This is a genomic window from Pararhizobium sp. DWP3-4 (assembly GCF_049898205.1).
Taxonomy (GTDB): Bacteria; Pseudomonadota; Alphaproteobacteria; order Rhizobiales; family Rhizobiaceae; genus Pararhizobium.
On sequence record NZ_JAFCXF010000005.1, the window covers coordinates 320,545 to 336,331 of the forward strand.

Below are 15,787 nucleotides of genomic sequence, written 5' to 3' on the forward strand. Positions count from 1 at the left end.
CGCGCATTTTCGGAGTGAATTGCAAAGTCGAAACAGCCGAGCGCATATAGACCTCATGATCTACTCGGCGCCTGTTTCTGTATGGACAGCCCCAAGATTTTCGCGGCACACTCGGTCCGGATTTCAACGTCTTGCGGACTTCCGGCTAACATCCTACTTGGGGAAGCCGAATTTCTCAGTGATCCGCCAAAAACATTGGTTGATGTCGATCAGGGACTTTACGCTTTCCTTGATCCGGTTGATCTCCTGATCATCAAGCTGTTCTATCTTTCCGTACTTAATGTCCTCCTTGCCCTCGAAAATCCGCATTGACTGCGTGAGCCCCCGACCGCTGTCCGGATCAAACGAATAGATGCAGTGGTTATATTTGTTTCGGAGTTTGGCCTCTTCGGACAGGCGCCTTGTCGCTTCCAGAATCTCTTTTCGGCAGCCGGCGGGAGTTTTTTGCATCTTTGCCAGACGCTCCACGAGATCAATGCGCGCGCGCGGGGTGTTCAGCGTCAGAAAGATGACGATTGCCGTTTCCTTGTCCGACACGGCGAGCCCGGCTATCATGTGAATGAGAAGGCTTTCAGTGTTCGTCCAAGTATAGTTCAACTGCCCCAAAAGCAGCAGGATGTCCTGAAATCTACGCATCGCCGCCCGGCACCGCATCGCCGCTTGGACGGAGGGGTCCGTCTGCCGATACGTCGCGGGCATCCTTTTCCTTTTGCTCAAAATAAAGCGCGACAGCTTCCGTTCGATTGTGGACGCCGAGCTTTGTGATGATGTTGTGGATATGAATTTTCACCGTATGTTCGGACAACCCCAAACCCGCCGCGATGATCTTGTTCGGATTACCCAGTGCTGTCCTGGCCAAGATTTCATTCTCGCGTTTGGTCAATTGATCCATTTTTTTGCCCTGAATTTCTCGCTCAACGTGCAATCTCATCCCATCGAACGGACGTGTACTGTCTCCCTCCCAGGACGCGTTATATTGATCGTTATTGGCAGTTGATGGAAAATAGGTCCCGCCCCTGAGGATGATCCTCAACATGGAAAGCAGGACGTCGAGGCTAACGTTCAACGGCAGGAGACCCCGAACCAGGCGGGTATCTACGGCAGGAAGCCATCCGGTCGTTCCTCGAAGATCGCCATCAGTCACTATGGCAAACGATGCAGAGGGGTGTCGCTTGAGCACGTCCGCAGCGCAGCGGCTCAGTTCATAGGCAAGGCTCATATCTACCAATAGCAGTCGAACAGGCACTTCAAATTCACCTAAGGCGAATTTCAGGTTGGCTGCATGCTTCACACTCAAACACGGGAATTCCCGCTCGATTGCCGCAGTCATTGCTCCAGATATGATATCAGGAGGACCGACAAACAGAAGTGTGCGCAGATAGGGGATAGCCTCCAACGACGCCACTCCATCCGCGCTGCCATTTCGTACGCCAGGCGCTGTGTGCGTCATTTAGAGTGCCTCCCCCCGGATATGGTATCGCAGAGCCGTCTCGCCCTCTTCATTAGAAAAACCTAACCTAAAGAGCTTCGGTTTGGAATAGACCGAATGAGCTACGCGAACGCCATTGGGCCTCAAAAATGCGAACAAAAGAGGCAGAAAACGTGAGCAAACAGCGTTGATGCACTAATGTTGGGCACTGAGGAGCGTCCAGGCTACACACAATGAGGTAACCGCGATATCGCGACCTCATTTTTACAGCTTTTCTTGACCACCCGGCAATAGATTAGCAGTTCTCCAACCGCATCCATGACGCGAATGCGGCCGAACCGAACGCACGCGCGTCATGTGCCGCAGCAGTGAAGTGTCCTGTGGTTTTACCACAAATTGCAAATCGCATCTGAGCTCTTAGTTTTGCCCGTAATTCCCTTGAGCTAAATCCAGCCGCGATAATCAACTTGCCCCGTGCATTTAGCGTCAAGAGCATTCCGAACGCGTCTAGCTCTAACTAGCAGCTTACCTTCTCAAGGCAATGAGCACAGTCTACGCGGCGCGGCTTGAGTTATCGGGCCGCTTATGGGGCGCGATCATGCCTTAAGCGACGAGCCCCCTCACCGATGGGGAGGATCAAAAATCACAGATCACGACAATGAAAGCAGCATTGAGCGGTCATGCGGTGCACGTCCGTCTTCGACCAATAGATCACTTTCAACATCTGCGAGGCCAAGACCGTATACAAGATGAATAACGGTCAAACTGTCGCGGATCCAGAGACAAAGGACACGACAATGTCGGACAAGTTCAGAAATAACTACGATCTGAAATACTACGACGACGACCAGGAGCAAGAACAGAAGCAGAAACAGGATCAGGATCAGGATCAGGATCAGGATCAAAGCAGCGAGCAAGATCAAAGTCAGAGCAGCGAGTCCGCGAACTACAATCTCAACGGAAACGGCAACGGGAATCTCAACCTTAACGGTAACGGAAACCTGAATGGCAACGCCAATTTCAACGACAGCGAGAATGTCAACGATAACGTCAATACGACGACCGTTGACGTGGGCGTAACTGTCGATGTTGGACTGGAGGGCTACCTGCCGTCTGATGATGACTTTGCCGACATTGATGTAAGCGGCGGAAGCTCCATCGATGGCGTGTTCAATATCCAGTTTGACGACATTCTCAACGACGCCATGGGTGGCGACGGCAACGTCGCAAACGTCATCAACCAGGTTGCCAACCTTCAGGACAACGACAGTCTGGCCAACGCTCAGGTCAGCAACGATGGCTCGTTCACGTTGAACAACAATGCGAATGGCGGAACGGCGTCGGCCGAAGAAGGCATCAATGGCGGCGGTTCTGGCGGCAGTGGCGGTAGTCATGCGGATGCCGATGGCGGCGATGGCGCAAGCGGCGGTGGCTCTATAGGCGGCTTCGGGTTCGCCGGCGCGGGTACTGGCGGTCTTGCTGCCAGCCTGGCAGCGGGCGGCATCAGTGAAGGCGGTCAGGCCAGCGGTGGTTCGGGCGCCAGTGGAGCGGCTGCAAGCGGCAGCGCCGATGGCGGTAACGGTGACGGCGGCCGTGGCGGCAATGGAGCAGACGGTCTTGGCGTCGGCCTGGGACTCGGCCTCGGGCTTGGTGCAGGTCTTGCCTTTGCCGGTGACGGCAGCAACGGTGGCGACAACACGGCCGGCGACGGAGCTGACGGCGGTGACAGCGGCAATGCAAACGGTGGCGAAGCATCGGATGCCGGCGACGGCGGTAACGCTACCGGCGGTGCGGCCAACACCGGAATCGGCGCTGTTCTCGGCTTGATCAACCCCGTTATCGTCGATAGCGACGGCGGCGGCGACAACACCGGCGGTGCCGGTGCCGGCAACACGGGAGGCGCCGGCGGCGATCCAGGTGCAGGCGGAGAAGGTGGTGCAGGCGGCGGTGCTACGGACGCCGGTGACGGTGGCCGCGGTGGTGATGCGCTTGGGACAGGAACCGGCACTGGAACCGGCAGCGGCGGCGGCACGGGTACCGGCGGCGACGGCGGCAATGGTGCAGCTGGAACCGGCGGTGACGCAACCAGCGGCAGCGCCACGAGCGGCGACGCTTATGGCGGCTGGGCTGAAGCTGGTGGTGGCGACGGTGGCTCTGCTCTGAGCGGCGCTTGGGCCGACGGCATAGGCGGTGACGGCTATGGTGGCTGGTCATATGGCGGTGCTGGCGGGGCCGGCGGTGATGGCGGCACGGCCACCACGGGCTATGGCGGCGCTGGCGATGGTGGTTCGTGGGGCTCAGACAATGGTGATGACGGTTTCGTCACCGGTACGAGTTCAGCCCATGCCGATGCTGTCATCGACACAAGTGCCTTCAACCAGGAAATCGTGATGGGGGCAAACCTTCAACAAAACGCGGTCGACATGACCGTGGTCGGTGGTGACCTGACGAGTTCCGTTGTCGGAGAAGATACGCACGACGGTTCATAAGGGAGAGCCTGCTCTCGACAGATGTGAACACGCGATCAAGGCTGCGCAGGTCCCCTGCGCAGCCTCTTATTCCGCCAGGCGATCGTTGAAACTGGCAGGGGGGTTGGGCTATGTCGATGTTTGACAAGATCACCGAAGAGATTGCCCATTTCATTGGCGTGTTTCATGTCAGCGTGGAGGAAGCTCGCTTTAGAGAAGCCTATCACGAATTCTCCTTTCATCCTGTTCCGTCCGAACTGGAGCCGCTTCCGGCTATCGTTCCCGATTTCGCCGCACCGTATCAGTTGCTGGGTTACGAGCCGGGATTCGACTACCGTTCCCCCAGGTCTGAGCCTTGGCACGCCTATGCGCGACCGGCAAGATTCCAGGACACGCACCGTCCAAACAACGTAGATGGAAATGACCCTGGCAGCACATGGTACGACTGGCCAAAATATGAAGCCGCCCGCGCACATTGGACGACGAAATTCACGTCCCCGGACCCAGAACCTCCCGGATCAGTCGCCAATTTCATCAACCAGATCGTCATCCTTTCCGACGACGACTATTTCAGTGTTGGGGGCCACAACCTCGACTTTTCGCCAGCCGCCATAGACAATGACCGGCTGCTTGCCAGCGCGGAGTCCGCCCTATCACTATCGCCACTCGGCGACCTGGAGCGCCCTGGGTCCAGCGATGACATTATCACGCTGATCAAGACAAGCGTTCTTGAGATCGAAACTTCAGAATCGGCTTCGGGTGAAGCCGTGCAGATTTTCACCAATCAGGAGACGATAGAAGGCGTCTATGTCAACGGCGAATTGGTCGCACAGGCACCCAAGCTTGAAGACTACCATTCATTCGTTGATGACGAAACCGAGGATGATACCGGTTCCAATGCCTGGACGATGGAGAATGGAACAGTCGCGATCAAGGCCTCGGTCGAACTGCAAAGCGGTGGAAACACGCTGGTCAACGAAGCGCTTCTGAAGAATTTCTGGACGGGCGGGACTGTAACCGCCATCGTTGGAGATCATGTAGAGCTAAACGTAATTGTCCAGACCAATGCCTTGTGGGACACCGACGCAATCACATCTTCAATCGGCATCCCAACGAATGCCGAAGCCAACGAACTGTTCAACATCGCGACGTTCGAGCGGTTAGATGTCTCCAAGAACCCCGGCGCCGATCCCGTTGATTTGGACCACTATCCAACATACTGGTCAATCACGGAGATCAAAGGTGACCTGTTGATCGTGAACTGGCTTGAACAGTTCACCTTCATGAGTGACAACGATGTCGGCGTTCTCTCATCGTCCGGAGTAACGACGAGCGTTGTGAGTGGAAACAACATCGGCGTGAACCACGTATCGGTCTTCGAGTTAGGCTTCTCGTACGACCTGATAATCGTTGGTGGCTCGGTTTACGATGCCAACTTCATTCAGCAGACAAACGTGCTGTTCGACAACGATGTGGTTGGCGCAGGCGCTGGTTTCCACACGACCGGAACGGGTGAAGTCTCAACCTCGGCAAACCTGCTCTGGAACCAGGCCCATATTACCAACATTGGAAATCCAGACCGCTTCGAAGACATGCCGCAACATTATCTGGATGCTGCAGCGGGACTTGCGGACGGCGGGAGGGATATTCCAGATGACGTGCGTTCCGATGACGCTTTCGCGGGCCTGAACGGGCTGAGTGTTTTGTACATCCGTGGTGACCTTCTCAACCTTCAATATATTAAGCAGACAAACATTCTTGGCGACAGTGATCAGATTGCCCTCGCAAAGGATGCCGTCGCCCCCAATCTTACTGCGGAATGGTCGATCTCGACGGGCTCCAACGCGCTCGTCAACAGCGCCGCCATCGCAGATCTTGATTCTTTCGGAAAGACATATGTCGGCGGCGACCAATATTCTCTCGAGACACTTTATCATGCCGAACTGATATCGGGGCACGCTGAGTCTGGCAGTCCTCATCCGGATGCGCTGGTTAACGAGGCAGTGCTTTTCCTCGACGATTCCATGCTGGACGCTACCGATACCGCCCACACGCCATACACAGCAGAGCACGATATACACCCGGACGACGGGGTTAACGGCGTGCTCGGACATTAGGGGGATGCATGTTCGATATTCGCAGTCGCCTGACCGTTCCGGTTGGACCGAGGGAGGCGAAGATAGAAAATAAAAGACCGCCCCGGGACGCATACGAAGATATCGAGGCGGCATGTGCGAAACTTGAGCAGGCGGTGGAGGAATGCCTGAAGGCTAGCCTGGGAGACGCCCCAGCCCCCACGGACAGATCAAGCCGCCAAGGCGAAATGAATGGTCAGCAAGTACAACGCCCACACACTATCACCAAAACCTTCACCCCACGTCCGGGCACTATCCGCGCCACGTTGAAAACCGTTGACACCGCGCCGGCTGAGCCGTCGGCACGCGACGTACCGCAAGCCAAGGCGGGCGATGGCATGAAAATCTTGGAGGGTGACCGTGGACCGGTTTTGATCGATCCTCAGTCTTCCGAAAAACCAAATGCGGGTGGAAGCGGGAAGGGATCGGGCAGTGGACGCGGTACGTTCCACAAGCGTCTCGGCCCCATCGATTTCAACGCCAGTCTCAAGGCAGGCGTTAATGCCGTTCGCCACAACCTCATGATTGTCATGTTATTTACGATCGCCAGCAACTTGCTTGTCTTGGCAATCCCTATCTACCTGTTCCAGATTTCAGATCGGGTCCTGACGAGCCGCTCGATTGACACCTTGATCATGCTGACGATCGTCATCGTCAGTGCGATCATACTTCAGTCCATGTTCGACGCCTTGCGGCGTTTCGTACTGATGCGCACTGCCGTAGAGGTTGCCGCTCAACTTGGGGCGCCTATCCTGAGCGCGGCATCGCGCGCTTCGCTACAGGGCAACGGCCGGGAATACCAAGTTCTCGGGGACCTGCAGCAGGTTCGATCGTTCCTCGTTTCCAGAACCCTCCTGTCATTTCTTGATGCTCCCATCGCCCCTGTGTTTCTCCTCGCCGTGTTCCTCATTCATCCGCATCTCGGATTTATCGTCGTGACATCGGCAATCCTGCTTTTGATTCTCACCCAAATAAACCAGCGCATGACAGCAACTCCCTTCGCGGATGCCAACACAGCCCAAGTGAAAGCCAATCTTCACCTGGACTCGATGACACGCAACTCGCAGATCATCAATGCATTGGCGATGATACCGGAAGCTGTGCAGATTTGGGGAAAGGACACTGCCGCCTCCCTGAAAGCGCAGGTTATTGCGCAAGATAGGAATATCGCGATATCGGCGATTTCAAGGGGCACACGACTCTTAACCCAGGTGACGATGCTGGGCTGGGGGGCGTATCTGTCCGTAGAGGGCGAACTGACCGGCGGCATGGTGATCGCCTCATCGATAATCGCCGGCCGTGCACTTGCGCCGATTGAAGGGGCAATAGAGGGATGGAACCAATTCAGCCAGTCGCGTTCGGCCTATGGTCGGATAGCCGCGCTGCTGACGACTTCGCCTTTGAACTTTGAACGCCTCTATCTACCAAAGCCCGAAGGACGCCTTGACGTCGAACGGCTGCTTTACGTGCCGCACGGCACCAAGCGTGTCGTCCTCAACGGCATCTCGTTCGCCCTGCAACCGGGAGATTCCCTCGCCGTCATCGGCAATTCCGGCGCCGGCAAGACAACGCTGGGCAAAATGCTGGTGGGCTCGATATTGCCGACCTCTGGCAATGTGAGGCTGGACCTGATGGATCTGCGCAATTGGGATCAGCGCCAATTCGGTGAGAATATCGGGTACCTGCCGCAGGACGTGCAACTTTTCCCCGGCACGATCAAGGCCAATATCGCCCGGATGAGAACGGACGCCGAGGATGAGCAGGTCTATCGAGCAGCCATGCTGGCTGATGTCCACGAGATGATCGCCAGCCTGCCGCACGGGTATGAAACGGTCGTCGCAGCTGATGGTTCGCCCCTTTCCGGCGGCCAGAAGCAACGTATCGTGCTTGCGCGCGCGTTTTTTGGAGACCCCCATTTCGTGGTGCTGGATGAGCCCAACTCGAATCTGGACAATGCGGGTGACGCGGCACTCGCGCGAGCCCTGGAGCATGCCAAGGAACAGAAGATTACCGTGATCACCATCACGCAACGCCCCTCGCTTCTGAAAAGCGTCGACAAGATATTGTTGTTGGTGAACGGAACGGTGGCGCTGTTTGGAATGCGTATGGACGTTTTGAAAGCCTTGGAGAACCGGGGAATAAATATCGAGACCGGCGTCTTCGGTCATCAATTACAATAGAGGCCGCCCACTATGTCTGACATCGCCAAGGTCCACGATATACAATGGTATTCCGACGTTCCAAGATCGATCTGGAAGCAGACGACGGTCGGGTTGATCCTCTTAGGCGTGTGTTTCGGGGGTTTCGGCGTCTGGGCGTCCACAGCTCCGCTCGCGGCAGCGATCATTGCCCAGGGCAGTTTCGTAGCCACAGGCCAGAACAAGATCCTGCAGCATCTTGAGGGGGGCGTCATCAAGGAGATTCTCGTCAGCGAAGGCGATCAAGTGATCGAAAACCAACCACTTGTCCGGCTTGATGAGACTGCAGCACAGGCAAGAAAGCGGGAGCTGTTTTTGCGGCGCATACGATTGGACGTTACTGCGGCGCGTCTGACGGCACAATTCGAGAACGCCGAAGTTCTAGATATAACCAGCTTGCTGAACGAACATCGCGCCGACCAGGACGTCTGGTCGATCCTCGTCAGCCAGCAACTCAATTTCAAGGCACAGCAGCACAAGCTGTCCAGTGAACTTTCCCTTCTGGAGCAGAACACGAAAGCTCTGCAATTTCGTGAGATAGGATACACAAGGCAGCGTAGCGCGACGATGCGCCAGTTGGACCTGCTCAAGGATGAGCTTGAAAGCAAGAAGGGCCTGATGGCCAAGGGGCTCGTACGTGCAAACGAGGTAAAGGCCATACAAAGGGCAATTGCCGAGGCTGAGGGACAGATCGGCCGCCTTGAGGCGGAGGTAGCGGAAACACAAGCGCAGATGGTTAAGGGCCAACAAGAAGTCCTGCGGGCCGAAGGTGTTTACCAGGAAGAGGCTCTCGAACAACTGCAGTCGATACAAAGTGAACGCGATACTGTACGCGAACAATTGCGTGAGGCTGAAAATGTCCTCAAGCGGGCGACCATTAATGCGCCAGTTTCCGGAACCGTTGTCCGTATCCACTACCACACCACGGGCGGTGTCATCGAAAGTGGCAAGGCAATTCTTGAAATTCTCCCTGCGGGGGTGCCGTTGATCATTGAAGCGCAGATCCCTCGCAATGACATTGACAGCGTGAAGCTGGGTCAGGCCGCCACCTTACGTTTGATCGCACTCAACCAGCGGACAACACCGGTCCTTCAAGGCAAGGTATTCTACATTTCGGCAGACGCCCTGCAAGACAGCAAGGCCGGCATGGCGGTTCACGATGTGTATCTTGCGCGCATCAACATCACGACTAGCGAGATGGCACGGGTCCATGGTTTCTCTCCAACGCCCGGCATGCCCGTGGAAGTGATGATTCAGACGGCTGAGAGAACATTCTTCAGTTACCTCGCAAAGCCGGTAACAGACAGCATGTCCAGGGCCTTCTCCGAACAATGATCGATCTAAGATGCCGGTTGGGCAGATGCGTGGAAACTGTTGGTCACGCGACCGGTTGATCTGAACACGCTAGCGAGCGTATTGAAGCACGCCACGCCCGGCGCGAATGGGAAATTCAAAAAATATAATACGTAACCTCCACTAGATACTCGCATCGTCAGAATTTTTCCGCATACTGACACGGCGCAGAAAAACTTGTGCTGCGCTTTCGGGGAAGATGCCTCCGGCTTTGCACGGGGATGAGAGCGCGGGAACATTGGGATGAATTTCACCGTCATCGATGCTGGATTAATCGCGAAGCTTCTCCTTTTGCTTCTCGTGGGAATGGGGCCAAAGATCGCCCTCGTGCCTTTTCTTGAGATGACCAAGAGTTTCGACGCACCCTCCAAAGCCAAGATTGGCCGCCAGATGGTCCTGACTGCAACCGTTACCGCTCTGATCATCTTCGCGACTGGCGCATTGCTAATGCGGCTGCTCCACATAACGGGCGGAGCGGTCGCAATTGCCGGTGGTATTGTTCTCGGCCTCCTTGCACTGAAAATGGCAGCTGGTCCGGCGGAGAAACATGACGAACTTGGGTTGCCTATCGATCCGGAGAAGATTGCTGTCTTTCCGCTTGCCGTTCCCTACCTTCTCAACCCCGTCGGCATCACGGTGTTGATCATTGCCTCCGGCGAGGTCATTTCCGTCGCCAGCGCAGCAATTGTTCTGGTCTTGATCCTGTTGGTCGCGGCACTGGACTACTTGATCTTCACCAATATCGAGGTGCTCGCAAAACGGATGAAGCCCGCAAGCCTCATCATCTCGGAGGTGGTCTTCGGCCTACTTCTCACGGCCGTTGCGGTCCAGCTCTTCGTGAGCGGGCTTGGTCAGCTCGGGATCATCTCGGCGACCGCTCCGCATTAATCCGGTCGGCAGAGAAACGGCACTTCTCAGTGGCACACGGCCGTTCCCATAGGCCAGCCACTATTGCCGTAGGACGGAGGGTCGAACACGGAAACGGATGTGATCGTTCCTGGCGGCGCACCCGCCTCCTCTAGCAGCTCGCAGACGAAACGAGAGAAGCTTTCGGCACGGTATTTGTTGGCCCCCATGCTGACCCAAAGAGCGTTTTTTGCTGTCGAGCGCCAGCGGGCGTCGATAACGCCGTCATAGTGCTTGACGTGTTGAAGCGCCTTGCTCTGCCACACCGCGAGTTCGGCTGGATGGCAAACCGCTACGGATAGCACTAAGAATACGGCAGCTACCGTCATATTTCCTTTCATATTCTCTCCTCTTCAGGATGCTAATTTCGCTGCAGTGGCCACTTCGTTGGTATTGCAAATGCCGGTTGGGCAGCGACAACGACGCCCTTACTGCGATCGCTGCGAAGGTCCCAGTGCTTCAAGCTGGCTCGAATAATTGTCGCGGGTGTCAGCGTCCACAACGGCGACCGGTGCAGCAAGGATCAGTCCGGCAGCGTTGCCGGCCGCGGCTGCTGTGCTCGTTGTTGCGGCGAGGATCTGGTCGCCGAGACCAACTCGGCTGTCCGTCAACGTCTGACCGTCGGAGATGCGCGCCCCGATGAGGCGGACGATCTCCGGTGATTCCGCGAACTTTCCATGATTGAGCCTGTCGCCCGCCTTGACTTTAGTAAGGTCGATGACGGTGATCTTGTTGTCTGCGAGTTCCTGCTTGTAAGGCTCTGCTTCTGGATCGATGGAACCAAGTCGGGCGACATCGCCCCAGACCCGGCGCGAGACGGCCAGCGCCTTGTCGTCTCGCGAGACGAACAGGGTGAATTGCGGATGCGGATCACCCATGTCGACGATCTGAGACCGAAAAACGTCAACGTCGACATCCGGCGCGGCAAGCATCACGTTCTTGAATTTCGTCGGGAGACCACCATTTCGGATTGCCATCTGCCGAAGCGCTTCGAGCGTCAGCCAGTTACCCATGGAATGGGCCAAAATCGATACTTCTTTCACCTCTCGGTCCCTGGCCAAATACTGGAATAGGTTTTCGAGCGCGTTGCGCGTATAGTTGGTGCTCTCGCGATCGTAGCCGTAGGCAAGCAGGCTGCCCCGCGACGGCCACGTCACAAGGATTGGCGCGCTTTGTACGCCGGAGTCGCGGACGATTTGGGCAAAACGGTAGACGCTGTCTTCAAACTTTGTGTTGAAGCCATGGATAAAGACGAGGGCGCTGCCGTCCGGCGTCTTTTTGACTGACGTACTGAGCCAGGCCTTGGCGGCATCGATATCAATCATGTCGGCCTTTAGGGTCGCAAAATCGGTGGCGGGGTTGGAAGGAAGCTTCTTTGGCCAGGAAACTTCGCCGACCTTTCGCGCCCCTTCGGGGGGAACCGAGACCGTGATGTTTGCAAAGTTCGCCGCACGCGCACGTTCACCCGTAAACATCTCTCCGGGAACGATCGACTGGCTCCGGGTGGTCGCGATCAGCATGTCTACCTTGTGCGACTGCGGCGCCGTGTCGGCCACGGGTGTAAGCACATCCTTCGGGTGGCCACCGCACCCGGAAACGACGAGGAACGCACAGAGCAGAAGGCGACGCAGCATCGGGGGGGCTTTTTCATAGTCACTGTGCTGATATCTACTAAACACTAGCCCACGCTCCCAATTAACCCAATGCGGCAGCTCGATGCTGGGGTCGGTATGCCAACAGTCGGTTCATTCCGAAAGGAGTTGGTCGCGTATCGCTTGTAGGCGCTCCCTTTGTTTGTCGTCCACCACGGGCATTTTCAGATCAAGGCGCTCGAGTGAAGAGGAAACGACCTCGGAGACAGCTAGCCGGGCAAACCACTTGTTGTCGGCCGGAATGACAAACCAGGGTGCCCATTCCGTGCTAGTGTTCTCCAGCATGTCCTCGAAGGCTTTCTGGTAGTCGGCCCAGTATTTCCGTTCTTCGTAATCTGCGGCGGAAAATTTCCAATTCTTGTCGGGTTCATCGATGCGGGACAGAAACCGCTTCTTTTGCTCGTCTTTGGAAATGTTGAGAAAGAATTTCAGGACGATCGTTCCGTTCTGACGCAGATACTTTTCGAAGTTGTTGATTTCTTTGAACCGGTTTTCCCAGATGTCCCCTTTCATCGCCTCCGGGGGGAGCTTCTGTTTCGCAAGAAATTCCGGATGAACCCTGACGGCGAGCACCTCCTCGTAATATGAGCGGTTAAATATACCGATCATTCCCCGGCCGGGAAGCGCTTTTGATGCCCTCCACAGATACCCCTGATCCAGTTCCTCTGCAGACGGAGACTTGAAGCTTGTGACGTGGCAGCCTTGCGGATTGATCCCCGACATGACGTGTCGTATCGCACCGTCTTTGCCTGCGGCGTCCATCGCTTGGAAGATGATCAAGAGGGCATATGTGTCCTGCGCGTAGAGCACCTGCTGCATTTCGGAGAGGCGCTGGACGTTAGAGGCGACCTTTTGCAGTGCTCCAGCCTTGTCGTCGTATCCCCCAGTGAAATCGGGGTCGAAGTCTTTCTTCAGCGATACGGGCTTGCCTGGCTCCACCGCGATGTCGCGAAACCGAAATTTTACATGCCCGGTTTCCCCTACTGGTATCTTCCGCTTCTTGTCAAAGTCCACGTCAAGTTTCATTGCGCACTCTCCCTCACAAACGGGCCGGCAACAGCCAAGGATTTGGCAAGCGGCCTTCTTTCCTTGTTACTAATTTATGCTATCATCAATTACGACAAAATCCAGACTATCCTTTAATTCAACTAGATAGATAGATTTGTATCTGACTGGATAGTGTAGCAGCGCGGCTCCGACCAAAGCGCTCGAAACAAAAAGGGGGGTAAAATGACAAGTTCGGACAAACCAAATCACGACGTTTCAAACAAGAACCTGTTCATGACGGCTGACGAACTGCGGGACTATGCTGACACAATCGACACCGCGCGTGTGTCCAAGGCCTTCGATGGCATGAAGAATGCGGAAGAAGCGCGAAAGATTGTCATGGAGAGAATGTCCAAGCCAATTGAGGTCACCGACCAGATGCGGGCGAACATTGTTTCCCGCGTCAAGGCGGCAGCCGCTGAAGGCAAGAACGAACTGATGGTGCTTCAGTTCCCGGTCGAGATTTGCACCGATGATGGCCGCGCGATTAACAACAACGAGCCCGAATGGCCCGACACGCTGACAGGTGTTCCACGGCAGGCCTATGAGGCATGGCGGGACCGATTGAAGCCCGCAGGCTACCGCCTGACCGCCTCAATCGTCGAATGGCCCCATGGAATGCCGGGGGACGTAGGTATGTTCCTCGGATGGAGCAAACCGAAGGAGCTGTGATCGCAGGCAATCTACTCCCGCCCGTGCTGTAGAGGGAAATCGATATCTTACATGGCCGTCAGTCGGTTTGCGTGGACGACATTCTGTCAGCATACTCTTTAAACAGATGAACCGGCGCTGGCATTCGGTGGTTGGGTGATCGGAAATCGCTTAACCGAAAGCATCAGAGTATCTCGGAGTCGACCCGCCATGCCGACCCTTCCATTGATAGCCAGCCTAAGGGAATATCGGGCCGCTTGGCTCCGGCATGATTTGCTGTCAGGACTTGCCATCGCAGCGGTGGGCTTACCAAGTGCGATCGCTTACCCGGCGCTAGCGGGCCTTCCGCCGGAAGTCGGCATATATGCCAGCATCATGGCGGTGCTCGGCTATGCTCTTCTCGGATCGTCGCGCCAGCTTGTCGTTGGGCCGGACGCAGCCACGGTAACAGTACTGGCGGCGGTACTGGTTTCCTTTGGCTTGTCAACCGTTGGAGAGAATGTCGCGGCGTCAGCTGCGGTTGCGGCAATCGTCGGCCTCCTCTGCTTTCTGGCAAGCTTCCTAAGGCTTGGCTTCATCGCCAACCTTCTCTCACGTCCGATCCTGGTCGGCTTCATGACAGGTATCTCGCTGTCAATTCTGGTTGGGCAAATAGGACGTCTCACCGGAGTGAGGATCGAAAGTGACGGGCTGTTCCCTCCCCTATTTGAGATCATTGCGAAGTCGGATTTAATCCATTGGCCGACTCTTGTTCTGGGATTGGGGCTGTTCGTTTTGCTCCGCGTGCTGGGTGCGGTTGCTCCATCAATTCCAAGCCCCCTTCTCGTCGTGGCGCTTGCAACCGTCTTGTCCTCAGCTTTTGATTTTGCCGCTCTCGGTATCAGTGTTGTCGGCATCGTGCCCTCGCATCTTCCACGGCCATCGATTCCAGCTCCGCAGGGCGTCGCTATTGGCGACCTCGTGCTGGGTGCCGGGGCAGTGCTGATCGTCAGTTTTGGCTCAGGTATTTTGACGGCCCGCAGTTTTGGCACGAAGAACAAGTATCCCGTGGATGCAAATCATGAACTCCTGGGGTTCGGGGCTGCCAACCTTGCCTCAGGACTGTTCGGCGGCTTTCCCGTCACCGCGTCGGATTCTCGTACTGCAATCAACGATATGATGGGTGGCAGGACGCAGTTGGCCGCTCTGTTCTCCGCCGCCGCCCTGGCGCTCACGGTTCTGTTCCTGACCGACGCGCTGTCTGTACTCCCCACTGCCGCCCTTGGTGCCGTTCTGGCGTCCGCAGCCATCGGCCTGATCGATCTTGCAGCGCTCAGGGAATTGTGGCGGGTCAGCCGTACCGAGTTTTTCTTTGCGCTGATCAGCATCGGGGGCGTCCTGGCTCTTGGCGTTTTAAAAGGTGTGATCGTCGCGGTGGTTGCCACGCTTCTTTACCTTGTCATGCAGGGAATGACGCCGCGTGATGCTCTGCTGGGGCGCATTCCAGGACGTGATGGATTTTACAAGCTCCATCGACATTCGCAGGCAAAGCCGGTTCCCGGTCTGACGATCTACTTAGTCCAAGGCAGTCTGCTCTTCCTCAATTCTGATTATGTCAAGCGGCGAATTGAGGAGATTTTTGCTAAACTGGAACCTTATACGATAGGCTTTATTTTCGACGCAGGAGCGTGTCCCCACATCGACAGCACTGCGGCGGTAATGCTGGACGATATAAGGGAAATGGCAAGGGGAAAGGGTATTAAAATCGCATTCGTGGACCTCCACAGTGCGCCCCTTAAGATTTTGGAACGTTCCGGTGTCGTAGCAAGAACGGGTTCCGAGTGGATTTTCGATGATCTCGAAGATGCCGTGACCGCGCTAACGGAAACACCACGCGGGTGAGCGGCAGGGATAGGCGCTCCAGTAATGCTCCAAAGCCACTATGAGCGACCAACAAAGTGCTTTTTCC

Annotated in this window: 12 protein-coding genes; 7 read left to right on the top strand and 5 right to left on the bottom strand. The window is 56.1% G+C overall.

Features of this window, described 5'->3' with window-relative positions; translation table 11 throughout:
- Nucleotides 1-153: 153 nt before the first annotated feature.
- Both ACP7E6_RS15445 and ACP7E6_RS15450 read right to left on the bottom strand, forming a co-directional pair.
- Nucleotides 154-636: a hypothetical protein gene (locus ACP7E6_RS15445; protein WP_426230636.1), complete on the bottom strand. Its 483-nt coding sequence runs from the start codon at nt 634-636 to the stop codon at nt 154-156.
- Nucleotides 629-1,450 (bottom strand): LuxR C-terminal-related transcriptional regulator, encoded by an 822-nt coding sequence (locus ACP7E6_RS15450; RefSeq protein ID WP_426230637.1) that lies wholly within the window; start codon nt 1,448-1,450, stop codon nt 629-631. Before ACP7E6_RS15450 ends, ACP7E6_RS15445 begins: the two co-directional genes overlap by 8 nt.
- 776 nt (nt 1,451-2,226) lie before the next feature.
- Here ACP7E6_RS15450 and ACP7E6_RS15455 point away from each other — a divergent pair.
- The 5 genes from ACP7E6_RS15455 (at nt 2,227) to ACP7E6_RS15475 (ending at nt 10,471) form a co-directional block, all read left to right on the top strand.
- Complete coding sequence (locus ACP7E6_RS15455) at nt 2,227-3,918, top strand: hypothetical protein (RefSeq protein WP_426230638.1); 1,692 nt, start codon at nt 2,227-2,229, stop codon at nt 3,916-3,918.
- 116 nt (nt 3,919-4,034) lie between these two features.
- Nucleotides 4,035-6,014 carry a hypothetical protein gene (locus tag ACP7E6_RS15460; RefSeq protein ID WP_426230639.1) on the top strand — a complete coding sequence of 660 codons (1,980 nt, stop codon included), beginning with the start codon at nt 4,035-4,037 and terminating at the stop codon, nt 6,012-6,014.
- An 8-nt stretch (nt 6,015-6,022) separates the two neighbouring features.
- Entirely contained in the window at nt 6,023-8,212 is a 2,190-nt protein-coding gene (locus ACP7E6_RS15465; RefSeq protein WP_426230640.1) for a type I secretion system permease/ATPase, read from the top strand.
- A gap of 12 nt (nt 8,213-8,224) precedes the next feature.
- Nucleotides 8,225-9,565 carry an HlyD family type I secretion periplasmic adaptor subunit gene (locus ACP7E6_RS15470; protein ID WP_426230641.1) on the top strand — a complete coding sequence of 447 codons (1,341 nt, stop codon included), beginning with the start codon at nt 8,225-8,227 and terminating at the stop codon, nt 9,563-9,565.
- Nucleotides 9,566-9,826: 261 nt separating this feature from the next.
- Entirely contained in the window at nt 9,827-10,471 is a 645-nt protein-coding gene (locus ACP7E6_RS15475) for a MarC family protein (RefSeq protein WP_426230642.1), read from the top strand.
- A gap of 26 nt (nt 10,472-10,497) precedes the next feature.
- Here the strand turns inward: ACP7E6_RS15475 and ACP7E6_RS15480 are convergent, their stop codons facing one another.
- From ACP7E6_RS15480 to ACP7E6_RS15490, 3 genes are all read right to left on the bottom strand, one after another.
- Nucleotides 10,498-10,830: a hypothetical protein gene (locus ACP7E6_RS15480; RefSeq protein WP_426230643.1), complete on the bottom strand. Its 333-nt coding sequence runs from the start codon at nt 10,828-10,830 to the stop codon at nt 10,498-10,500.
- Nucleotides 10,831-10,917: 87 nt separating this feature from the next.
- Nucleotides 10,918-12,123 carry an alpha/beta hydrolase gene (locus ACP7E6_RS15485; protein WP_426230644.1) on the bottom strand — a complete coding sequence of 402 codons (1,206 nt, stop codon included), beginning with the start codon at nt 12,121-12,123 and terminating at the stop codon, nt 10,918-10,920.
- Nucleotides 12,124-12,234: 111 nt separating this feature from the next.
- Nucleotides 12,235-13,167, bottom strand: coding sequence for a polyphosphate kinase 2 family protein (locus ACP7E6_RS15490; RefSeq protein WP_426230645.1), 933 nt, complete (start codon nt 13,165-13,167; stop codon nt 12,235-12,237).
- Between the two features lie 255 nt (nt 13,168-13,422).
- Here ACP7E6_RS15490 and ACP7E6_RS15495 point away from each other — a divergent pair, with 255 nt between their 5' ends.
- Nucleotides 13,423-13,860 carry a hypothetical protein gene (locus ACP7E6_RS15495; protein ID WP_426230646.1) on the top strand — a complete coding sequence of 146 codons (438 nt, stop codon included), beginning with the start codon at nt 13,423-13,425 and terminating at the stop codon, nt 13,858-13,860.
- Between the two features lie 189 nt (nt 13,861-14,049).
- Nucleotides 14,050-15,720, top strand: a complete 1,671-nt coding sequence (locus tag ACP7E6_RS15500; protein WP_426230647.1) for a SulP family inorganic anion transporter — start codon at nt 14,050-14,052, stop codon at nt 15,718-15,720.
- Nucleotides 15,721-15,787: the final 67 nt, after the last annotated feature.